General features: G+C 67.1%; 15 protein-coding genes and 1 pseudogene. 7 read left to right on the plus strand and 9 right to left on the minus strand.

All coding sequences use genetic code 11. The features are described from left to right. The first annotated feature begins 235 nt into the window (after window positions 1–235). Window positions 236–655: a VOC family protein gene (locus GPA27_RS07400; RefSeq protein WP_169139063.1), complete on the plus strand. Its 420-nt coding sequence runs from the start codon at window positions 236–238 to the stop codon at window positions 653–655. Window positions 656–699: 44 nt separating this feature from the next. Here the strand turns inward: GPA27_RS07400 and hutC are convergent, their stop codons facing one another. The 7 genes from hutC to GPA27_RS07435 form a co-directional block, all read right to left on the minus strand. Beyond that, on the minus strand, window positions 700–1,419 hold the full coding sequence (gene hutC, locus GPA27_RS07405) for a histidine utilization transcriptional repressor HutC (RefSeq protein ID WP_169139065.1): 720 nt from the start codon (window positions 1,417–1,419) through the stop codon (window positions 700–702). A 121-nt stretch (window positions 1,420–1,540) separates the two neighbouring features. Continuing rightward, window positions 1,541–3,091: a histidine ammonia-lyase gene (gene hutH / locus GPA27_RS07410; RefSeq protein WP_211164887.1), complete on the minus strand. Its 1,551-nt coding sequence runs from the start codon at window positions 3,089–3,091 to the stop codon at window positions 1,541–1,543. A gap of 10 nt (window positions 3,092–3,101) precedes the next feature. Continuing rightward, window positions 3,102–4,778: a urocanate hydratase gene (gene hutU, locus GPA27_RS07415; protein ID WP_169139067.1), complete on the minus strand. Its 1,677-nt coding sequence runs from the start codon at window positions 4,776–4,778 to the stop codon at window positions 3,102–3,104. Window positions 4,779–4,813: 35 nt separating this feature from the next. Beyond that, entirely contained in the window at window positions 4,814–6,139 is a 1,326-nt protein-coding gene (locus GPA27_RS07420; protein WP_169139069.1) for a YjiH family protein, read from the minus strand. A 142-nt stretch (window positions 6,140–6,281) separates the two neighbouring features. Then, window positions 6,282–7,229, minus strand: a complete 948-nt coding sequence (gene hutG, locus GPA27_RS07425; RefSeq protein WP_169139071.1) for a formimidoylglutamase — start codon at window positions 7,227–7,229, stop codon at window positions 6,282–6,284. Continuing rightward, window positions 7,219–8,469 carry an imidazolonepropionase gene (hutI, locus tag GPA27_RS07430; RefSeq protein ID WP_169139073.1) on the minus strand — a complete coding sequence of 417 codons (1,251 nt, stop codon included), beginning with the start codon at window positions 8,467–8,469 and terminating at the stop codon, window positions 7,219–7,221. The genes hutG and hutI overlap by 11 nt, the downstream gene beginning before the upstream one ends. Window positions 8,470–8,799: 330 nt before the next feature. Then, window positions 8,800–9,231, minus strand: coding sequence for an Lrp/AsnC family transcriptional regulator (locus GPA27_RS07435; RefSeq protein ID WP_169139075.1), 432 nt, complete (start codon window positions 9,229–9,231; stop codon window positions 8,800–8,802). A gap of 136 nt (window positions 9,232–9,367) precedes the next feature. Here GPA27_RS07435 and ocd point away from each other — a divergent pair, with 136 nt between their 5' ends. Beyond that, window positions 9,368–10,444 carry an ornithine cyclodeaminase gene (gene ocd / locus GPA27_RS07440; RefSeq protein ID WP_169139077.1) on the plus strand — a complete coding sequence of 359 codons (1,077 nt, stop codon included), beginning with the start codon at window positions 9,368–9,370 and terminating at the stop codon, window positions 10,442–10,444. Window positions 10,445–10,488: 44 nt separating this feature from the next. Here ocd and gcvA read toward each other — a convergent pair whose 3' ends face one another. After that, window positions 10,489–11,415 carry a transcriptional regulator GcvA gene (gene gcvA / locus GPA27_RS07445; RefSeq protein WP_169139079.1) on the minus strand — a complete coding sequence of 309 codons (927 nt, stop codon included), beginning with the start codon at window positions 11,413–11,415 and terminating at the stop codon, window positions 10,489–10,491. A 199-nt stretch (window positions 11,416–11,614) separates the two neighbouring features. Between gcvA and GPA27_RS07450 the strand changes: the two genes are divergently transcribed. The 4 genes and pseudogenes from GPA27_RS07450 (at window position 11,615) to GPA27_RS07465 (ending at window position 19,014) form a co-directional block, all read left to right on the plus strand. Then, complete coding sequence (locus GPA27_RS07450; protein ID WP_169139081.1) at window positions 11,615–11,803, plus strand: hypothetical protein; 189 nt, start codon at window positions 11,615–11,617, stop codon at window positions 11,801–11,803. Between the two features lie 75 nt (window positions 11,804–11,878). Continuing rightward, window positions 11,879–13,210, plus strand: a complete 1,332-nt coding sequence (locus tag GPA27_RS07455; protein ID WP_169139083.1) for a DUF3422 family protein — start codon at window positions 11,879–11,881, stop codon at window positions 13,208–13,210. Between the two features lie 739 nt (window positions 13,211–13,949). Beyond that, window positions 13,950–17,207 (plus strand): annotated as a pseudogene (locus GPA27_RS07460) (EAL domain-containing protein); the annotation flags it as partial. After that, window positions 17,197–19,014: a methyl-accepting chemotaxis protein gene (locus GPA27_RS07465; protein ID WP_169139085.1), complete on the plus strand. Its 1,818-nt coding sequence runs from the start codon at window positions 17,197–17,199 to the stop codon at window positions 19,012–19,014. The pseudogene GPA27_RS07460 and the gene GPA27_RS07465, both read left to right, overlap by 11 nt. Window positions 19,015–19,051: 37 nt before the next feature. On the opposite strand, the gene GPA27_RS07470 is transcribed toward GPA27_RS07465, so the two are convergent. Further along, a complete protein-coding gene (locus tag GPA27_RS07470; RefSeq protein ID WP_169139087.1) occupies window positions 19,052–20,116 on the minus strand; it encodes an AraC family transcriptional regulator in 1,065 nt (354 codons plus the stop codon). A 165-nt stretch (window positions 20,117–20,281) separates the two neighbouring features. Here GPA27_RS07470 and GPA27_RS07475 point away from each other — a divergent pair, with 165 nt between their 5' ends. Further along, window positions 20,282–21,454, plus strand: a complete 1,173-nt coding sequence (locus GPA27_RS07475; RefSeq protein ID WP_169139089.1) for an isovaleryl-CoA dehydrogenase — start codon at window positions 20,282–20,284, stop codon at window positions 21,452–21,454. Window positions 21,455–21,616 lie beyond the last annotated feature (162 nt).

The raw sequence follows: 21,616 nt of genomic DNA on the forward strand, positions 1-21,616 counted from the left end.
ATCTGAAGAACGTCCTCGCACGCCTGCCCAGTCAGCCTCACAGCCGCCTTGGTGAGTTGCTGCCTCATCGCTGGCAGCCTTCGAACGGCTGAACAGCCACGTCAAGACGGGTTGCCCGGGGGCTTACTATAACGCAACGTAGCGTCCGGTTCGACGCGCTAGGTGGCCACGAGGAGCAGCCTATCGCGTGAGGTGCCGCGCGCGGGCGTGGTCGCGTTCTCCAAGGAGGTGTGAGATGCAGGTTGAGCCGTATCTGTTCTTCGATGGCCGTTGCGAGGAGGCGATCGAGTTCTATCGCAAGGTGCTCGGTGCAGAGGTGACGATGCTGATGCGCTTTCGAGAAAGTCCGGATCCTCCGCCGCCGGGCACCCTGCCGGCGGGATCCGAAGACAAGGTGATGCACGCGAACTTGCGTTTCGGCGACACCGCGGTGATGGTGTCGGATGGTCGATGCACGGGCCAGCCGGGTTTCCAGGGGTTCGCACTGACGGTGGGTCTGCCCGACGTCGCGGAAGTCGAGCGGGTGTTCGGGGCGCTGGCCGACGGTGGGCAGGTGCAGATGCCACTCGAAAAGACCTTCTGGTCTCCGCGTTTCGGGATGCTCTCCGACCGCTTCGGGGTGGCGTGGATGGTGATGGCGGTGACCGAGGAGTGAGTGTGCGCTGCCGGCCACGTTCCCATGTCGGGCGTGCGCGGCGTTCAGGGTCGGTAGTGCATCGAGGAGCGCAGTTTATAGCGGTCGCCCGGGTGAGTGAGCCGCGCGTAGCTGATGAGGTGTTCGTCGGACCAGGTGCGGCGGATCATCAGCAGGCAGGGGGTGGCGGTCGTGGTGTCGAGCGCGGCGGCGGTCTGTGCGTCCAGGAGAACTGCCTCGACCACGTGCTCGACGTCGGAGATCGGGCAGGCTGCGACGAGGACCTCGTTGGGCGTGTGGCGCGAGAAGTCGGTGTCGAGGTAGCCGGGGACCCACTTCGGATTGACGAAGCGCTCCTCGAACTGGATCGGGATGTCGTTCTCGCGATGCACGATTGTCGTGCGGAAGACGCGCGTGCCGAGGCGCACGCCGAGACGCAGGGCGACTTCGTCGTCGGCCTCGATGGCTTCGCAGCGCAGCACCGTGTTGCTGTACGTGTTGTTGCGGCCGCGGACTTCCGCGGCGATGTTGAGGACTTCGTGCAGCGAGGATTCGGCCTTGCGGTCGGTGACGAAAGTGCCGAGGCCTGGCTGGCGCACGAGGTAGCCGCCCTGCACGAGATCGCGGATCGCCTTGTTGGCGGTCATGCGGCTGACGCCGAAATCGCGGGCGAGCTGTTCCTCTGGCGGGATCTGATGATGGATCGGATATGCGCCGCTGCGAATCTTTTCGAGCAGGAATTCCTCGATCTGGCGGTAGCGGGGGGCGGGGCTGGCCACGGCCATTCCTCTTGTGGCTGATGCGATTTCGCCATGATACAACCGGCCGGGATCAATCGGCATGCAATATGAATGGGAGGGCCGGGCAAGGTTCACGCGGTGGTGCATCGGTTGGGGGCATTGAGCTTCAGGCCTGCGAGGGCAGGAGTGCGGGTGGCATGAGGGGGGACAGGGTGCGTGCGGCGAGCAGTTCGGTCGCGGCGGCGATGTCCGGGGCGAAGAAGCGGTCGACGTCGTAGAAGGACACTCGCGCGCGCAATGCGGCGCGGGCTTCCTCGAGCCTGGGCGAGCTCTTGTGCCCGTCGCGGAAGTCGAGACCCTGGCAGGCCGCGAGCCATTCCACGGCGAGGATGCCGCGCACGTTGTCGGCCATCGCCCACAGGCGGCGGCCGGCGTTGGGGGCCATCGAGACGTGGTCTTCCTGGTTCGCCGAGGTCGGCAGGCTGTCGACGCTGGCCGGATGCGCGAGGGCCTTGTTGTCGCTGGCGAGTGCCGCGGCGGTGACCTGCGCGATCATGAAGCCGGAATTGACGCCGCCGTTGGCGACGAGGAAAGCCGGCAGCTGGGACATGTTCTTGTCCATCATCAGCGAGATGCGCCGTTCGGCAAGCGCGCCGATCTCGGCGAGCGCCAGGGCGAGGTTGTCGGCGGCCATCGCCACCGGCTCGGCGTGGAAGTTGCCGCCGGAGAGGATGTCGTCGTCCTCCGCGAACACAAGGGGGTTGTCGGAGACCGCGTTGGTTTCGACCGCGAGCACTTCGGCGGCCTGGCGGATCTGCGTGAGGCAGGCGCCCATGACCTGCGGTTGGCAGCGCAGCGAGTAGGGATCCTGCACCTTGCCGCAGGCGACGTGCGACTGCGCGATCTCGCTGGTTTCTTCGAGCAGGTGGCGATAGGCCGCGGCGGCGTCGATCTGCCCGCGCTGGCCGCGCGCGGCGTGGATGCGGGCGTCGAAGGGCACGCGCGAGCCGAGCGCGGCTTCGACGGTGAGGCTGCCGCAGACGGTGGAGGCGGCAAAGAGGTCCTCGGCGTCGAAGAGACCGCGCAGCGCGTAGGCGGTGGACACCTGAGTGCCGTTGAGGAGCGCGAGGCCCTCCTTGGCGGCGAGCGTGAGCGGTTCGAGGCCGGCGACGGCGAGTGCCGCGACGGCCGGCAGCCATTGGCCGCGATGGCGGGCGCGGCTTTCGCCGAGCAGTACCAACGACATGTGGGCGAGCGGGGCGAGGTCGCCGGAGGCGCCGACCGAACCCTTCGCCGGGATCTCGGGATAGACGCCGGCGTTGAGCAGCGCGATCAGGGCGTTGATCACGCTGCGGCGGATGCCGGAGAAGCCGCGCGCGAGGCTGTTCACCTTGAGCAGCATGATCAGGCGCACGGTTGCGTCGTCGAGCGCCTCGCCGACGCCGCAGGCGTGCGACAGCACCAGCGAGCGCTGCAGGGTTTCGAGGTCGGCGTGGGCGATGCGGGTCTGGGCGAGCAGGCCGAAGCCGGTGTTGATGCCGTAGGCGGTACGGTCCTCGTCGATGACGCGGCGCACGCAGGCTACGCTGCGCTCGATCGGCGCGGAGGCGGCTTCGGGCAATGTCACGCGGATCGTCTGCTGGTAGGCCAGGCGCAGTTGGGCCAGCGTCAGCTCACCAGGGACGAGCGTGAGTTCAATGCTCGGCTCGAAGGTCATTTCGGTCACCTCAGGCTCCTTTCACGGCGTCGAGCATCGGCAGGTCCAGGCCGTTTTCGCGGGCGCAGTCGCGGGCGAGGTCGTAGCCGGCGTCGGCGTGGCGCATCACTCCGGTGCCCGGGTCGTTGCGCAGCACGCGACCGAGACGGGCGTGGGCTTCGGGCGTGCCGTCGGCGACGATCACGACGCCCGCATGTTGAGAGTAGCCCATGCCGACGCCCCCGCCATGATGCAGCGACACCCAGGTCGCGCCGCCGGCGGTGTTGAGCAGCGCGTTGAGCAGCGGCCAGTCGGACACGGCGTCCGAGCCGTCGAGCATGCTCTCGGTCTCGCGGTTGGGGCTCGCGACCGAACCGGAGTCGAGGTGGTCGCGACCGATCACGATAGGGGCCTTGAGCTCGCCTTTCGCGACCATCTCGTTGAAGGCTTGGCCGAGGCGGGCGCGGTCTCTCAGGCCGACCCAGCAGATGCGTGCCGGCAGGCCCTGGAAGCTGATGCGCTCGCGCGCCATGTCGAGCCAGTGGTGTAGATGCGGGTTGTCCGGGATCAGTTCCTTGACCTTGGCGTCGGTCTTGTAGATGTCCTCGGGATCGCCCGAGAGCGCGACCCAGCGGAAGGGGCCGATGCCCTGGCAGAACAGCGGGCGGATGTAGGCGGGGACGAAGCCGGGGAAGTCGAAGGCGTTCTCTACTCCTTCCTCGAGCGCCATCTGGCGGATGTTGTTGCCGTAGTCGAAGGTGGGGACGCCCATCTGCTGGAAGGCGAGCATCGCGCGCACATGCCGGGCCATGGAGTGTTTCGCGGCGGCAACGACGGCCTCGGGCTCGGTCTTGCCGCGCGCGACGTAGTCGTCCCAGGTCCAGCCGATCGGCAGGTAGCCGTGCAGCGGGTCGTGGGCGCTGGTCTGGTCGGTCACCATATCCGGGCGCACGCCGCGGCGCACGAGCTCGGGCAGGATCTCGGCGGCGTTGTCGCACAGGGCGATCGACTTGGCGACGCCGCGCTGCGTGTAGCGTTCGATGCGGGCCAGCGCATTGTCGAGGTCGGTGGCCTGTTCGTCGACGTAGCCGGTACGCAGGCGGAAGTCGATGCGCGACTGCTGGCATTCGATGTTGAGCGAGCACGCGCCGGCGAGCGTCGCGGCGAGCGGCTGTGCGCCGCCCATGCCGCCGAGGCCCGCGGTGAGCACCCAGCGGCCCTTGAGGTCGCCGCCGTAATGCTGGCGCCCGGCCTCGACAAAGGTTTCGTAGGTGCCCTGCACGATGCCCTGCGAGCCGATGTAGATCCACGAGCCGGCGGTCATCTGGCCGTACATCATCAGGCCCTTGCGGTCGAGCTCGTTGAAGTGCTCCCAGGTCGCCCACGCGGGCACGAGGTTGGAATTCGCGAGCAGTACGCGCGGCGCGTCGCGGTGGGTCTCGAACACGCCGACCGGCTTGCCGGACTGGATCAGCAGGGTCTGGTTGTCCTCGAGACGGCGCAGCACCTCGACGATCTTGTCGAAGCAGGCCCAGTCGCGTGCGGCGCGGCCGATGCCGCCATAGACGACGAGCTCCTTCGGATTCTCGGCGACCTCGGGGTCGAGGTTGTTCATCAGCATGCGCAGCGGCGCTTCGGTCAGCCAGCTCCTTGCGCTGAGCTCGGTGCCGCGCGGGGCGCGGATTTCGGTGTCACGGAGTTTGCTCATCGGGGTCTCCTTGTTTCGTCTGATCGGAATGGCGCTCAGAGCCAGCCGAGGTGGTGTGCGAACTGGGCCAGCGGAATGGCGAACGCGAGGCTCAAAAGGGTGCGTTGCAGCCAGACCAGCAGCAGGTCGCGCAGGCGCATGGGAATCCGCGTGGCGAGCACGCAGGGAATCGAGGCCGAGAGGAACAGCACGCTACTCACCGACACCGTGGCGGCGACGAAGCGCACGACGACGTCGGCGTCCTTCAGGAGCATCGCCGGCAGGAACATCTCGGCGAGGCCGGCGGCGATCGCGCGGGCGACCGTCATCGGTTCGGCGAGGCCGAAGGCCCAGGTGACCGGGTAGAGCAGCAGGCCGATGACGTCGAAGAGCGGCGTGTACTTCGCGGCGAGCAGGCCCAACAGGCCGACGGCGAGAATGCTCGGCAGGATCGCGGCGGTCATGCGTACGCCGTCGGCGAAGGTTTCGCGCAGCGCGGCGGACAGCGACGGGGCGCTCTGCGCCTGGGTGACGCCGGCGTGCCACGCGGCCTGAAGGCGGCTCTGGCCGGGCGGCAGTTCCGGATCGGGCGGGCCTTCGCTCGCCAGGCGCGACAGCGGATACAGGCGCGCGCTCACCGCGGTGACGGCGAAGGTGACCGCCATGCTGCCCCAGAAGTACAGGTTCCACTCCGGCATCAGGTCGAGCGTCTTGGCGACGATCACCATGAAGGGGGCCGACACGGTCGAGAAGCCGGTGGCGATGATCGCGGCTTCGCGCAGCGTGTAGTGGCCCTGGGCGTACATGCGCGAGGTGATGAGCAGGCCCACCGAGTAGCTGCCGACGAAGGACGCCACGGCGTCGATCGCGGACTTGCCCGGCGTGCGCCAGATCGGCCGCATCACCGGCTGCATCAGCACGCCGATCAGCTCCAGCAGGCCGAAGCCGATCAGGAACACCAGCGCGAGCGAACCCAGCGGCACGATCAGCGAGAGCGGCAGCACCAGCTTCTCGAACAGGAAGGGCAGCATGCCGGGCGCGTACACCGCCTCGGGGCCGACCCTGAACAGGAAGGCGATACCGATCGCGAGGCCCAGCACCTTCAACACCGAGAACGCCATCGCGACCGCGTTGTGGCGCCACGCACCGCTCACCCAGGGATGGATCGCGCCGTAGCCCATCAGCACGAGCGCGATGCCGATCACGAGCGGCCGCGCCTCCTTGAGCAGGAAGCTCGCGGCATGGTCGAGGAGGATGGTCGAGCGGCCGGCGATGTCGACGGGCAGGAAGAACAGCACCAGGCCGATCAGGCTGTAGCCCAGCAGGCGGGCGAGCGTATGGGTTCGCGCTGGCGCGACGCTCAGCGAGATTTGTTCGGCCATCATCGCGCTCCTTGGCGCCGGGGCGTCGGCTCGCCCTGCGTGGCGGGGCGGATACTGCGGCCTGGCGCAGGCGGGGCGTGTCGATGGGTCGGGGTCATGCGGGTCTCCTCCGGTGTGCTTCTATGAAAAGACGGCCGTGACTTCAGCCGTTCAGGGTCAACAGATGGATCAGGCGCGCTGCGACGCGGGCGGTCCGGCTGTCGATGTCGAAGTCGGGGTTCAGCTCGGCGAGGTCGGCGAGGCGCAGCTTGCCGCTGTCGCGCACGCGCTCGACGAGCGGTTCGAGCAGCGCGAGCGGCACGCCGCGGGCGGCCGGGGCACTGACGCCCGGGGCCTCGCAGGCGGGCAGGACGTCGAGGTCGATGGTGAGGTAGATGTGGTCGCAGGCGGCGACGAAAGCGTCGAGGCGCTCACCGATGCGGTCGAGGCTCGAGGGCGTGAACTCGCGGTCCTCTCGCACCAGCACTTCCAGGTCGACCGCGCGGCGGAATAGTGCGCGGGTGTTCGCGGCGCGGCTCACGCCGAGACAGGCGTAGCGAAAGGGCCAGCCGCGCGTGGCGCAGGCGTCGGCGATCTGCGCGAAGGGGGTGCCGGACGAGTGCGCGTACGCCGGGTCGCGCAGGTCGAAGTGAGCGTCGAAATTGATGATGCCGATGCGTGGCGTGTCTTCGGCGGCGCCGGCAAGGTGTGCGGCGAGGCCCTGCCAGCTGCCGTAGGCGACCTCGTGGCCGCCGCCGAGGACGATCGGGAAGTGGCCGGCGGCGAGCAGGGTGGTGACGTGCTCGGCAAGGCGTGCCTGAGCGGCGTCGAGATCGCCGTCGTCGCAGGCGACATCGCCGGCGTCGTAAGCAGGGCTTGGGCGGTGCCAGGCGAGGTTTGCCAAGGCCTTGCGGATTGCCGCCGGCGCGGCGATTGCGCCGGGACGGCCCTTGTTGCGGCGCACGCCTTCGTCGCAGGCGAAGCCGATGAGGGCGACGCCGGGCGCACCGGCGGCGTCGAGCGGGCGGACGACCTGATGCCAGCGCAGACTGTCGGGTTCCGGGTCGATGCGCCCGGCCCAGGTTGCCATGGTGCTGCGGTCAGCGTTCATCGCGCCGCTCCTGTGTGCGGTCGTGCGTGATCTCGCCGTTGAACACGCGCTGGCGCAAGCGTCCGGGCTGTACCGCGTAGGCGAGCTCGGTGGGGCGGGCGACGTCCCACACGCACAGGTCGGCGCGCAGACCCTCGGCGATGCGCCCGGTATCGGCCAGCCCGAGCGCGCGGGCGCCGTTTGCCGTCATGCCGGCCAGCGCCTCGCGCGGGGTCAGGCGGAACAGCGAGCAGGCGAGGTTCAGCATCAGCGTCGGCATGAAGAGCGGCGAGCTGCCGGGGTTGGCGTCGGTCGCGATCGCGATCGGCACGCCGTGGCGGCGCAGCGCCTCGACCGGCGGCAATTGCGTCTCGCGCAGCGTCAGGTAGGCACCGGGCAGTAGCGTCGCGACGGTGCCGGCTTCGGCCATCGCATGCACGCCGGCTTCATCCAGGTATTCGATGTGATCGGCCGACAGCGCGCCGTGGCGGGCCGCGAGTGCGGCGCCGCCGAGGTTCGAGAGTTGCTCGGCGTGCGCCTTCACGCGCAGGCCGTGGCGCGCGGCGGCGTCGAACACACGCTCGCATTGCGCGGGGCTGAAGGCGATCCCCTCGCAGAAGACGTCGACAGCGTCGGCCAGGCCTTCGGCCGCGGCGGCGGGGATCATCTCGTCGCACACGAGGCGGATGTAGCCATCCTTGTCGTCGCTGTATTCGGGGGGCAGCGCATGGGCGCCGAGCAGCGTCGTGACGATGCGCACGGGCAGGCTGCCGTGTTGTGCTTGGCCGAGGCGCCGCGCGACGCGCAGCATCTTCAGCTCGTCGGCGACGGTGAGGCCGTAGCCGGACTTGATCTCGACGGTGGTCACACCGTCGGCGACGAGGGCGGTGAGCCGGGGCAGGGTGGCGGCGAGGAGTTCGTCCTCGGAGGCGGCGCGGGTGGCGCGCACGGTGCTGAGGATGCCGCCGCCGGCCTGCGCGATCTCGGCGTAGCCCGCGCCTTCCAGGCGAAGGGCGAATTCGTCGGCGCGGTTGCCGCCGAACACGAGGTGGGTGTGGCAGTCGACTAGGCCTGGTGTGATCACGCCGCCGCACCCCATGTCGCGCGCGTCGTCAGTGTCGGCGGCGGTCAGGGCGCCGGTCCGGCACAGCTTGGCGATGTGGCCGTTCTCGACCAGTACCGCCATCGGGGCGGGCAGTTCCTGTTGTCCGTCGAAGATCGTGACGTCCCGCCAAAGCAGGCGGGAGTGGGGGGCGGGCATTGTGACGTCTCCGTGTCGTGTAGTTGTATATACAATAGAAGCGAGACACGCAGGCGTCAAGGAATTTTTGTGCCGATTCCGGGCGGCAGTTTCGGAGCGTCCGGGAGTCTCTTGGCGTCAGTCAGAAACTGCGATTGTGGGCGTTCTGTGAAGGCCGGCCTGAGTTAGCGGTTCGGCTGAGAATGTGCGAGGGACTCGTGTGCTTGCGCCCGTCAGTGCGCTTGCTTGCGGGCGCAAGAGCTGAAGTCGTAATGTATATACAAATATCGGTGCGACAGGGAGTCGCCGTCACTGACCGCGGATCGCAAGACGGGGGGCCGGCTTCAACGCTCAGGAACTTTCGGCGCGGTAGCTCGCGAGGTGGATGCTGGTTTCGGTGTGCTGGATGCTGCGGATCAGGCGGATGCGTTCGAGCACGTTCGACAGTTCCGTGAGGTTCTCCGCGCGCAATTCCGCGAGCAGGTCCCAGCGCCCGTTGGTGTCGTGCAGGGCGGCGACGCCCGGTTCGCCGAGCAGGCTCGCGATCACCGAGCGCGTCTCGTTGCCGGCGACGACGATGCTCATCCACGCGCGGATCTCGTTCGGCTGCGAATCCGGCCTGAGTTTGACGGTATAGCCGACGATGATGCCGTCGTTCTCGAGCTTGGTGATGCGGTTCGTGACGGTGCCGCGCGACACTTTCAGCTTGTGCGCGAGGTTCGCGACGCTCATGCGCGCATCGTTGCGCAGGAGACTGATCAGTTGCTGGTCGAGGGTGTCCATTTTGTCGATCTGTCAGAGATGTATGTCTAAATGATCAGGTTTTTATCAAAATAGCACAGTACTTGATATTTTGATTGACACGGAACTGGTCGATGATGTCCTCACAGAATCGCAGGACACCAAAGAGGACGACACCATGAAAACCAGCAACCGCATCCCCACCCGCTTCCTGAGCGCCGAGCGCGCTGCCGAGCTCGTCGCCGCGAAGGGTATCGCGAATTGTCTGGCAGGTATGGCCGACTACATTCGTGCGGACTTCCTGCGCTGGAACGAGTTCGAGAAGACCGCCCGTGTCGCGAACCATTCCGACGACGGCGTGATCGAGCTGATGCCGATCTCGGACGACGCGCTGTATTCCTTCAAGTACGTGAATGGCCATCCGAAGAACCATCGTTTCGGCCTGAGTACCGTGATGGCCTTCGGCGTGCTCGCCGACGTCGATACCGGCGCACCGACCCTGGTCAGCGAGCTGACCCTGACCACGGCGCTGCGCACCGCCGCCACCTCCGCACTTGCCGCCCGTGCGCTGGCCCGTCCGGACAGCAAGCGCATGGCGCTGATCGGCAACGGCGCGCAGAGCGAGTTCCAGGCACTGGCCTTCCACCACCTGCTGGGCATCACCGAATTCCACCTGTTCGATGTCGATGCCGCCGCGACCGACAAGCTGATGCGCAACCTCGAGCGCATGGGCCTGTCGGCGAAGCGCTTCGCCAGCACCAGGGACGCCGTGAAGGGCTGCGACATCGTCACCACGGTGACGGCCGACAAGACCAACGCGACCATTCTCACGCCCGACATGATCGAGCCGGGCATGCACATCAACGGCGTCGGCGGCGACTGCCCGGGCAAGACCGAACTGCACGCCGACGTGTTGCGCATGGGGCGCGTGTTCTGCGAGTTCGAGCCGCAGTCGCGCATCGAGGGCGACATGCAGCAGATGCCGGCGGACTTCGCAGTGACCGAGCTGTGGAACGTGCTCGCCGGCAAGCTTCCGGGGCGTCAGGCCGCGGATGAAGTGACGGTGTTCGATTCGGTCGGCTTCGCGCTGGAGGACTTCTCGGCGCTGCGCTTCATGCGCGACCTCGCGATCGAGCTGGGCGTCGAGGAAGAGATTTCGCTGATCCCCGATCTCGCCGACCCGAAGAACCTGTTCGGTTCGGTGCCGGTCAGCGCGGCCCCGCGCGCTGCGGTCCGCGAACTGCAGGCTGCCTGAGTCATACCGGGTCCGCCGTCCGCGGCGGGCCCGGTACGCTGCCGCTAGACCGCCCGATCCGCGACCGGGTTCTGGGCGCCCCGGTAGGCCGCCGCCTCGGCCAGCAGCCAGTCGGTGAAACGCCGCAGCGCCGGGTTCGTGCTCGGCGGGTCGGGATAGACGAGGTGGTAGCCCATTTCGGAGCGCAGCGGCAGGTCGAAGGGGATGACCAGTTGCCCCGATTCCAGTTCGCTGAGCGCCAGGAACCGCGGCACGAGGGCCACGCCCAGTCCTGCGCAGGCGGCCTCCACGAGCATCGAGAACAGATCGAAGCGCGGGCCGCCCATTGCATCCACGTCCTTCACGCCCGCTGCCTCGAACCAGCGTTGCCACGCGGCGTGGCGATTCACCTGATGCAGCAGCGGCAGGCGCGCGAGCTCACGCGGTTCGCGGCAGGGCTGGTCGCGCAGCAGTGCGGGGCTGCACACCGGCACCATCTCTTCGCCGAACAGCGGATGCGAGATGGCGCCCGGCCACGTCGGCGCCCCGAAATGGATGGCCGCGTCGAACGGCGTCTCGGTGAACACGAAGGGATCCGAGCGCGTCGTCAGATTCACCGTGATCCCCGGATTGGCCGCATGGAACTGCGCGAGCCGCGGGATCAGCCAGCGCGAACCGAAAGTCGGAATCACCGCCAGTTCCAGCACGTTGCGTTCGCCGCGGTGCGACATCAGCGAGACCGTATGGCGCTCGAGACGGTCGAGGTCCTCGGCGACACGCTTCGCGTAGATCGTCCCGGCCTCGGTCAGCGAAATGCGCTTCTTGATGCGGTTGAACAGCGGCACGCCGAGATAGTCCTCGAGCGAGGCGATCTGCTTGCATACCGCGCTCTGCGTGAGCGACAGCGCGTCGGCCGCGCGCGTGAAACTCAGGTGGCGTGCAGCGGCCTCGAATGCAACGAGCGCCTCGATGCTGGGAATGCGCCGGCGCATGGATACTTCCTCCGAGTCACGATCTTCGTAGTTTATTTCGTTTGAGCATGTCCGGCGCTTGCACAAGAATTCGCGTCGGTCAGTCGGCACCCCAATAACGATAAACGACGCCAAGGTGCGCACAGGGAAGGCGGAGCATCGCTCCGGGAAAGCCGATTGTTTTCCTTCTTTACACGACGCTCGAATCGGAGACAGCACAATGATTCCCCAACAACAGGCATCCCTCAAGGAATTCGGATTCATCGCCGGCCAGACCGGCGCGAAGATCGGCAGCGAGCTCGCAAGCCGGTTGAAGCGCCGCGTCGATCCGCGTTGCGAGGACTACGACACCCAGGTCGAGGCGGAGCGCCGCGACCTCGCAGCGGTGGTCGTGCTCGGCTACAACTGACCGGCTGGCGGGCGCGTGGAGCCCGTCGGCTCCGCACTGGACGACGCGCAGCGCGCCCCGCCGCGGCATCCCGCGATGAATCTTCCCCGCAGTCTGAATCACCCGCAGCGGCTCGCGCTCGCGAGCGAGATCCACTCCCGGCCCTTCATGGTCATCGGCGCGCCGGCACGCGTCTCCCACCTCGCGATCCATTGCGATGAAGGTGGCGATTGGCACGAGCGCACGCTGCAGGCCCTGTGCGCGCGCTTCGGCGTATCCGGCCCCAAGGACGGCGCGCAGCACTTTTTCCACGACTTCGGCCACTTCCGCATCAAGTGGGAGCGGCATACCGAATTCGCCACCTTCACGTTCGTCGAGCCTGGGCGCGGCGGCGCGGACTTCGCGCAGACGGCGATGCGTCACGTGCCGATGGATTGGCTCGAATCGCTCGGCGCGTCGGTCGTCGTCGCCTCGCACATCCATGCGGAGTCGGGCGAACCGCTCGACCTCGCCGACGAACGTCTGCACGGACTGTTCCCGATGCCGCCGCTGGTCGGCAGCCGCGTGCTCTCCGGCGGCGAGATCTGGACCGACTTCCAGGTCGGCCCGGACGGCTTCTCACGCTACCTGGTGCGCGATACCGGGCTGCGCGAGGCGCAGATGGGGCGACTCGTACAGCGCATCTGCGAGATCGAGACTTACCTGATGATGGCGCTGCTCGCGCTGCCGCTCGCGCGCGAGGGCATCGTGCGCCTCGACGGCATCGAGGAAGACCTGAGCGGTTTCGGTGCGCGAATGTGCGAGCTCGAGATCGACGGCGATGCGGAGCAGCTCTTGCACGAGATCTCGCGGCTGGATGCGCGCATGCGTGCGATGTCGCACGCGACCGGCTACCGCTTCAGCGCCGCGCAGGCCTACTACCGTATCGTGCAGTCGCGCATCGGCGAACTGCGCGAGCAGCGCATCGAGGGCGTGCCGACGATAGGCGAGTTCATGGAGCGGCGCCTCGCGCCGGCGATGGATAGCTGCGTGTCGGTGGCCGCGCGGCAGGACGCGCTCGCCCACAAGGTGAGCCGGGCCAACGACATGCTGCGCACGCGCGTCAATCTCGCGCAAGAGCGGCAGAACCAGAGCGTGCTCGAAAGCCTGAGCCGCAGCGCGCGCCTGCAGCTGAGGTTGCAGCAGGCGGTGGAAGGGCTGTCGGTGGTCGCGATCTCGTACTACGGCATCGGCCTCGCCGCCTATGCGCTGAAGGCGCTGAAGGGCTGGGGTGTGGACGTGCCTGTGGACCAGGCGATCGGGCTGGCGCTGCCGCTGGTCGCAGGCGCGACCTGGTTCGGCCTGCGCCGCATGCACGCGCGCCTGCACCGGGTCGGGGATCGGTCGGCCCTTTCGGTCAGCGGGTTCGCTGCCGCCGCGCACGACTGACCGGCGCGGGCACCCCCGCGAACGTGGAGGGTGGATCGCCGTTTCGCGACGGGGTTGCAGCGAGCGCGCGCAGGGGGAAGCGATGGGAATGCCTGGTTCTTTGCCCTCACGATGACGCCGCAGCCGTGAGTGTGTGGCGATCGATTCTCCGGGTGTCGCCGCTGCGGCGCCTGCCCGTGTCAATAGTCCAGAAGACGTAATCGCAACAGCTGGGGGCGCCTGCGGTAGTCGCTCCGGACTATGCCGGCTCGGCCGAAGGAGGGATGGACCCTTCCTTGAGGATTACCCATAGTGTGCGCACGATCGCCTGCGTGAATGCCGTCGGGTTTTTCCTGCTCTCAGGATCGACTGTTCATGGGGTTTCAGGACGAGCGAAGTGGATGCGACATCGATCCGGGTGGAATGGGGCGAGTTGTCGTCGAGCGACGCAGCGGTCGAATAATGAAAAGAAAACCGGAGACAGTCCGTCTTGCTGGGTCGGGAGCCCGTGCTTTGCATGGAGCGCCGCCGCAAGGCGGTGCGTATTCACAGGGCGGCGGATTTGCGTTCCCGCGATGGTCTTGCCGTGTCGGCAGCCCAGCGCGACATGTGGCCTGTCCGCGTCCAATAAACCGGTCTTTCTGCAGACGTGCCGATCGGCTCCGTGCCGGGGGCAGACGTCGTACGTGGGCGCGACGCAGCGGTGTCGCGACGAGGTGGCCTTGGCGAGACGGAAGAGACCGGAAACATGCGTGACATGATGCCCCCTGCAGAATTCCACCGCCCTGGGCTGGGAATCAAGTTCGCGTTGGCGTCCGTGCTGTTCCTGTCCCTGATCGTGGCCAATGCGACGGTCATCGACAGTCTGCTGCAACGACTCCATCACGTCGCCGACACGATCAATGTGGCCGGGCGCATGCGCATGCTGAGCCAGCGCATCGCCTTCCAGGGGGTCCTGGCGCATCAGGGGTTCGCGAGTGGCGCGCAGGCCGAACTGGCCGTGCGCGAGTTCGAGGCGGGGCTCAGGGCGCTCGAGCAGGGGGGCAACGCCTTCGGTTACGCCGTCCGGGTATCGCCCCCGGCGATCATCGGTGCGATGCGCATCGTCCGCGAAACGTGGGCGGACTACAGTGCCGACGTTGCACTGTTGCTGCGTCCGGACGGCGAGCGGAATCTTTCGCAGATCGATCTCGAACATCTGGTCAACGACGCCGCGATCCTGCTGAGCAACCTCGAAGCGGTGGTCGCAGGGCTGACGCACCATGCCAACGAGGAAGAGCGGGAAGCAAGGTTCTACATGCATGGGCTGGTGGTGCTCGATGCCCTGTTGCTGGGACTCGCGTTGCTCGCCGTGCGGCGTCACATCGTCGTGCCGCTGCGCAAGTTGTCCGTGGCGAGTCGCCGGTTCGCCTGCGGCGATTACTCCCCGCGACTGGCGATCGCCGGTCACGGCGAGATCGGCCAGCTCGCCGCGGACCTGAACTTGCTCGCGGAGCAGACCGCACACTGCATGCAGCGCATCGACCATGATCGCCGGCAACTGGAGACTCGCGAAAGCCTGCTGCAGGCCGTCGTCGATACGGTGCCGGACTGCGTGGCGATGATCGACGAGCATGGACGGGTGCTGAGCATCAACCGCTCGGGGCTCGAGATGATCGAGGCCGACGAGTCCAACGACGTCGTCGGGCGCAGGGTGCAGGAGGTGGTGCCGAGAAAGCATTTTCGCGCGCTGCGTCGATTGTCCGCGCAGATCTCCGATAGCAATCCGGTCGCACTCGAGTTCGAGATCGTCGGCTTCGGCGGGACGCGTCGCTGGGTCGACATGCAGGCCGTACTGTTGTCCGACATGGCCGACCGGGGACGGATCATCGTCAGCGTGATTCGTGACGTCACCGAGCGGCGCCGTGCGGTCGAGCATCTGCGGGTGCTGTCGCGTGCGGTCGAGCAGAGTCCGTCGCTGGTGGTCATCACCGACTGCAACGGGCGCATCGAATACGTGAATCCGAGCGTGACCCGCGTGACTGGCTACGAGGCGCACGAGGTGCTGGGGAAATCGCCGCGGATCTTCAGTTCCGGCACTACGCCCACCCGCGTCTACAAGGACCTGTGGGGCTCGTTGTGCAACGGCGAGGTGTGGCGTGGCGAACTCCTGAATCGGCAAAAGAACGGCGAGCTGTACTGGGAACACATGGTGGCGTCGCCGATCCGTGATGCGCACGACCAGATCACCCATCTGGTCGCCGTGAAGGAGAACCTGACCGAGCGGAAGCAGACCGAGCGCACGCTGCACAAGCTCAATCGCACGCTCAGGCTGCTGACGCATTGCCACGAGGCGCTGGTCCGCATCGGTGAGGAAGGCGAACTGCTGCGCCACATCTGCGACACCATCACGCGCACCGGCGGCTACCGGCTGGCATGGGCGGGCTACGCCGAACACGACGAGCGCAAGAGCGTGCGTCCGGTGGTGCATGCCGGGTACGAGCAGGGATACCTCGACACGCTGGATATCTCGTGGGACAGCGCCGTGCGCGAGAACGGGCCGATCGGCAGGGCCGTGCGCACGGGCCGGCCGGTGGTCGTGAACAGCATTCGCGACGACGACAGTTTCGTGCGCGGTCACGAGGCGCTGGGCCGCGACTACCATGCCTGCGTCGGCTTGCCGCTGTGCAAGGACGGTCAGGTCATCGGCGTGCTGGCGATCTATGCCGGAGAGACCGGTGCCTTTGATGACGAGGAGGTCGGACTGCTGGGCAAGCTCGCCGAGAATCTGGCATACGGGATCATGTCCCTGCGGACCACGATGGACCGTAAGCGTTACCAGGAGCAGCTCGAATACCAGGCCGGTCACGACAGCCTGACGGGGTTGCCGAACCGGGCGCTGCTGACGGACCGCCTGCAGCAGGCGATCGGGCGGGCGCAGCGCTACCGGCGCAATGCCGCGATCCTGTTTATCGACCTCGACCACTTCAAGTACGTCAACGACAGCCTCGGCCATAACGCAGGCGACCGCCTGCTGAAGGCCGTGGCCGAGCGTCTGTCCTCGTGCGTGCGGCAAGAGGATACCGTCGCCCGTCTGGGCGGCGACGAATTCGTCGTTGCGCTGCAGGAGGTCGAAAACGAGGCGCAGGTTGCGGCGGCCATCCACCGCATCCAGGAGGCGATGACCGGGGCGTACCAACTGGATGACAACGAGCTGTATGTATCGTGCAGCATCGGTGCGAGCCTGTGCCCGCGGGATGGCAACTCGGTGCAGACGCTGCTGATGAACGCGGACACTGCGCTCTACCGGGCGAAGGCGCAGGGGCGCAACAATTTCCAGTTCTACGCCGCGGAGATGAACGCCCATGCCGGCGAACGCATTGCACTGACGGGAAAGCTGCGCCGTGCGCTGAAGAACGACGAGTTCGTGCTGCAGTTCCAGCCGCAGGTCGATATCGGTTCGATGCAGGTGGTGGGCGCCGAGGCCCTGATCCGTTGGCACCATCCGCAGATGGGCCTCGTGCCGCCGGCAAAGTTCATTCCGTTGGCGGAAGAGACCGGCATCATCGTGCCGATCGGCGAGTGGGTATTGCGGGCCGCCTGTTTGCAGGCTCGCGCGTGGCTCGAGCGTGGTCTGCCGCCGGTACGCATGTCGGTCAACCTGTCGGCGTGCCAGTTCAGGAAGGAGGGTTTGGCGGGGCTGGTCGCGCGCACCGTGGAAGCGTGCGGACTGGATCCCGCCTTTCTCGAACTGGAGCTGACCGAGAGCATGCTCATGGACGATCCGAATTCTGCGATCGCGACCATGCGGGAACTGAAGGCGGTCGGGGTCCGCCTGTCGCTCGACGACTTCGGTACCGGCTACTCCAGCCTCAACCGTCTCAAGGGTTTCCCGATCGACGCGTTGAAGATCGACCGCTCGTTTGTCAGGGATATCACCACCGACCGCACCGATGCCGCGATCACGGCTGCCGTGGTGTCGCTCGCCCACAGCCTGGGTCTGACGGTCGTCGCCGAGGGCGTCGAGGATGCGGGCCAGCTGGAGTGCCTGCGCCAACACGGATGCGACGAAATGCAGGGTTACTTCTTCAGCCGGCCTCTTTCCGCCGAACCGTTTGCAGCGCTGCTGCGCACCGGCGCCGTGTGCGCGTAGGCAGTGCCTTCACGCTTTCAGCACGACAAACCCGCAGATAAAACAATACAGGGAGACAAAAACGATGTTTCGGAGTCTGACGATTCGAGCCCGCCTGATCCTTCTCGTCGGCGTGCTTGCCGCCCTGCTCGTGACGGTCGGTATCACCGGCCTGCACGGCATGTCGGGGTCGAATGCCCGATTGAAGTCGGTCTATGAGGATCAGACGCTGCCGTTGGTCGAACTCGGCAGTGCACTGGACAGCATGCACCGCATCCGCGTGCATGTCCTCGCCGCGGCGATCTCCGCCGGCAACCACGACCTCGTGGAGGATCAGTTGCGGCACATCCCGGAGCTCGACGCGACGATCGGCGCCGCGCGCGGCGCCGTGATGGCACTGCCGCTCAGCGCCGAGGAGAAGGCGACGGTGATGCGTATCGACGACGGCTGGAATGCCTACGTCACCGTACGCCACCAGGTAATCGAGGCGATTCGCGGCGGTGATCGCGACAGGGCTTCGGCAATCATGAAAGCGACTGGCGCGGGCGAGAAGTACAATGATGCCGTGCGCAACCTGCGCAGGTTGATGGAGCTGAAAGCCTCCGCCACCGGCATGCAGTTCGGGGAGGCGAGGCTCGAGTACGATTCGGTGCGGGAGGCGACGGTCGGCACCATCGTCGCCGGGCTGCTGGCCGGCATCGCCGTCGCCATGTGGATCATCCGCTCGATCACACGCCCCCTGCGCGAGGCGGTCGCCGTCGCCGAACGGATTGCCGGCGGAAATCTTACCGGTGCGGTACACGCCGCCGGTCGCGACGAGATCGGGAACTTGCTCGGTTCGCTGGCCACCATGCAGGCCGCGCTGTCGAAAACGGTGGGGGAGATTCGCGCCGGATCGGCCGAGCTCAACGGCGCGGCGGGCATGTTGTCTGCGGCCTCCTGTCAGGTCGCGGTGAGTTCGTCGGAGCAGAGTTCGGCCGCCGCTGCAGTGGCGGCAGCGATCGAGCAGATGACGGTGAGCATCGACCAGGTGTCGGCCAGCGCCACCGAGGCCGAGTCCATTTCCCGGCATGCGGGAAATCTCTCCGAGGAGGGGGGCGAAGTGATTCACGGCGCGGTGGCCGAAATGGGCAACATCGCCCAGACCGTCAGCCACTCGTCGCAGGTGATCGAGGCGCTGGAGCAAAAATCGGGGGAAATCTCCGCCATCGTCAATGTCATCAAGGACATTGCCGACCAGACCAACCTGCTGGCCCTGAACGCCGCCATCGAGGCCGCGCGTGCCGGTGAGCAGGGGCGGGGATTCGCCGTCGTCGCCGACGAGGTGCGCAAGCTGTCCGAGCGCACCGGCCAATCCACCCGCGAAATCGCCGAGATGATCGCGAGCATCCAGACCGGCACGCGCAGTGCCGTCAGCAGCATGGAAACCGGCGTGCGGCAGGCCAACCAGGGCGTGACGCTGGCCAACCAGGCGGGGGAATCGATCACCGGCATCAAGAGCAGCGCAGCCGGCGTGGCGCACGCCGTGTGCGAAATCTCCTTGGCGCTGAAGGAGCAGAGTGCGGCCAGCAACGAGGTCGCCATCAACGTCGCGCGCATCACCGAAATGTCGGAAGAGAACAGCGAGGCCACCCGTCAGACGGCCGAGGCGGCGCAGCGCCTGGCGGAGCTGGCGGGTTTGCTGCAGCGCTCTGTCGGGCATTTCAGCGTCTAGCGGGCGGAGCCGGTACGTCACGGCTGCGCGGTGGCGATCAGCTTTCCGCGTGTGCGCCGCGCACCTTGATCTGTCTTTCCCGGAAGGCACCCGGCGACTCGCCGGTCCATTGCCTGAACGCGCGCGAAAAGCTCTTCTCGTTGCGGAATCCGACGGCCTGCGCGATCTGCTTCACCGGCCGGCTGGTGCGATGCAGCAGCTCGATCGCCCGTTCGCGCCGCGCCTCGTCCTTCAATTGCTGCAGCGACGCGCCTTCCTCGTCGAGCTGGCGGTGCAGGGTCCGCGGCGACAGGTGCAAGCGTTCGGCCAGCGTCTCGGCAGTCGCGCCTTCGTCCAGACGTTCGCGCAGCAGATGGCGCACGCGCTGCACCAGCAGGCGGTCGCGGCGGTATTGCAGCACGGTTAGCGGCAGCGCGCGGCGCAGCATCTGCTGCAGCGCCGTCTCGTCGCGCCGCAGCGGCAGGTGCAGGTATTGCGCGTCGAAGCGGATCTCGGCGCGTTCGGCGTCGAAGTGCACCGGACCCTGGAACAGCAGCGGATACACGCCGCGGTGCGGCGGCGCGGGGAAGGGGAAGGAGGCCGCGAGCAGCGGGATGCGCGAGTCGATCGCCCAGCACGCATAACCGAGCACGTAGCGCAGCAGCGTCACGAGGCAGAACTCGTGCATCTCGCCGAGATAGCGGCGTACCTCGATGCGCAGCGTCGCGACTGCGCCGTCGTCGTCGAGCTGCAGCAGGATGTCGTCGGTGAGCAAGCGGTGGTGCCGGCACCAGCGTTTCAGCGCGACGCCGAGGTCGGGCGCGGTGATCGACGCGCGGCATAGCATGCCGTAGCTGCCCCACGGCAGGCGGCGCGAGAACCAGCCCAGCGCCTCGTCGTCGAGCTCCTGCATCGCGACTGCGGACATGATCTCCATCTGCGCCGCGGTCACGCGTGATGCCGGGGCGTCGAGTGCCGCCGGCGGAATCTGCGCTTCGCGCAAGGCGTTGGCAGGATTGATCCCGTAGCGGCGGTAGGCCGCGACGATCGCGCGGATGAAGGCGACCGGCGTCGCAGCGGGGCCGCGCGTGGGATCGCCGACCGAAGGGATCACGGTTGCCATCGGGACATCATAATTCGCTTGGCAGGATTTGCAACCACCTTGGCGCCCGCTGCGTCGCGCGCGGGCCTACTCTTACGCAGTCAAACAGTCTTGCCCGCGGGCGTCTAAGCTGCATCTGGCGACGCCCCGAAAACGAACAGCCACCAAGGAACGAGGAGACCCCCGATGAACATCCCCTGCCTGAACTTCCACCACGGTGAAACCATCGACGCGCTGCGCGACGCGGTGCGCCAGTTCGCCGAGGCCGAGATCGCTCCGCGCGCGGCCGCGATCGACCGCGAGAACGAATTCCCCGCCGACCTGTGGAAGAAGTTCGGCGACATGGGCCTGCTCGGGATGACCGTCGAGGAGGAATACGGCGGTACCGGCATGGGTTACCTCGCGCACATCATCGCGATGGAAGAGATCTCGCGCGCGTCGGCGTCGGTCGGGCTGTCCTACGGTGCGCACTCCAACCTGTGCGTGAACCAGATCCGCCGCAACGGCAACGCCGCGCAGAAGGACAAGTACCTGCCGAAGCTGACTTCGGGTGACCACGTCGGCGCGCTGGCGATGAGCGAGCCGAATGCGGGCTCCGACGTCGTGTCGATGAAGCTGCGCGCGGACAAGAAGGGTGACCGCTACGTGCTCAACGGCGCCAAGATGTGGATCACCAACGGCGGCGACGCCGACACGCTGGTGGTCTACGCGAAGACCGATATCAACGCCGGCCCGAAGGGCATGACCGCCTTCATCATCGAGAAGGGCATGAAGGGCTTCAGCCACGGCACCCACCTCGACAAGCTCGGCATGCGCGGCTCGAACACCTTTCCGCTGTTCTTCGACGACGTCGAAGTGCCGGAAGAGAACGTGCTCGGCGGCGTCGGTAACGGCGTGAAGGTGCTGATGAGCGGCCTCGACTACGAGCGCACCGTGCTGTGCGGCGGCCCGCTGGGCATCATGGCGGCGTGCATGGACGTCGTCGTGCCCTATCTCCACGAGCGCAAGCAGTTCGGCCAGGCGATCGGCGAGTTCCAGCTGATGCAGGGCAAGGTCGCGGACATGTATTCGGTGTGGAACGCGACGCGCGCCTACGTGTATGCGGTGGGGCAGGCCTGCGACCGCGCGGATCACGCGCGCACGCTGCGCAAGGACGCCGCGGGTGCGATCCTGTACTCGGCCGAGAAGGCGACGTGGATGGCGGGCGAGGCCATCCAGACTCTGGGTGGCGTCGGTTACACCAACGAATACGCCACCGGCCGCCTGTGGCGTGATGCCAAGCTCTATGAGATCGGCGCCGGCACGAGCGAGATCCGTCGCATGCTGATCGGTCGCGAGCTGTTCGCGGAGACGCTGTGAGTCGGTAAGGGATAGCGCAGTTAGCAGGTTCCTCCCCCTTCAAGGGGGAGGACAGGTGGGGGATGGGTGGAAGGAAGCGCCGCCATTTGGCATTTGCACCGTCAACCCATCCCCACCCCAGCCCTCCCCTTGAAGGGGAGGGGGCCGAAACCTTTCTCCCTC

This window comes from Aromatoleum toluolicum, from assembly GCF_012911005.2.
Lineage (GTDB): Bacteria > Pseudomonadota > Gammaproteobacteria > Burkholderiales > Rhodocyclaceae > Aromatoleum > Aromatoleum toluolicum.

Coding starts and splice junctions, on each gene's coding strand:
- GPA27_RS07450 (WP_169139081.1), top strand. CDS start 11,615: ATGATTCCCCAACAACAGGCATCCCTCAAGGAATTCGGATTCATCGCC.
- ocd (WP_169139077.1), top strand. CDS start 9,368: ATGAAAACCAGCAACCGCATCCCCACCCGCTTCCTGAGCGCCGAGCGC.
- GPA27_RS07455 (WP_169139083.1), top strand. CDS start 11,879: ATGAATCTTCCCCGCAGTCTGAATCACCCGCAGCGGCTCGCGCTCGCG.
- GPA27_RS07420 (WP_169139069.1), bottom strand. CDS start 6,139: ATGGCCGAACAAATCTCGCTGAGCGTCGCGCCAGCGCGAACCCATACG.
- hutG (WP_169139071.1), bottom strand. CDS start 7,229: ATGAACGCTGACCGCAGCACCATGGCAACCTGGGCCGGGCGCATCGAC.
- GPA27_RS07465 (WP_169139085.1), top strand. CDS start 17,197: ATGCGGGCCAGCTGGAGTGCCTGCGCCAACACGGATGCGACGAAATGC.
- GPA27_RS07400 (WP_169139063.1), top strand. CDS start 236: ATGCAGGTTGAGCCGTATCTGTTCTTCGATGGCCGTTGCGAGGAGGCG.
- hutI (WP_169139073.1), bottom strand. CDS start 8,469: ATGCCCGCCCCCCACTCCCGCCTGCTTTGGCGGGACGTCACGATCTTC.
- GPA27_RS07470 (WP_169139087.1), bottom strand. CDS start 20,116: ATGGCAACCGTGATCCCTTCGGTCGGCGATCCCACGCGCGGCCCCGCT.
- GPA27_RS07475 (WP_169139089.1), top strand. CDS start 20,282: ATGAACATCCCCTGCCTGAACTTCCACCACGGTGAAACCATCGACGCG.
- hutC (WP_169139065.1), bottom strand. CDS start 1,419: ATGGCCGTGGCCAGCCCCGCCCCCCGCTACCGCCAGATCGAGGAATTC.
- GPA27_RS07435 (WP_169139075.1), bottom strand. CDS start 9,231: ATGGACACCCTCGACCAGCAACTGATCAGTCTCCTGCGCAACGATGCG.
- gcvA (WP_169139079.1), bottom strand. CDS start 11,415: ATGCGCCGGCGCATTCCCAGCATCGAGGCGCTCGTTGCATTCGAGGCC.
- hutH (WP_211164887.1), bottom strand. CDS start 3,091: ATGACCTTCGAGCCGAGCATTGAACTCACGCTCGTCCCTGGTGAGCTG.
- hutU (WP_169139067.1), bottom strand. CDS start 4,778: ATGAGCAAACTCCGTGACACCGAAATCCGCGCCCCGCGCGGCACCGAG.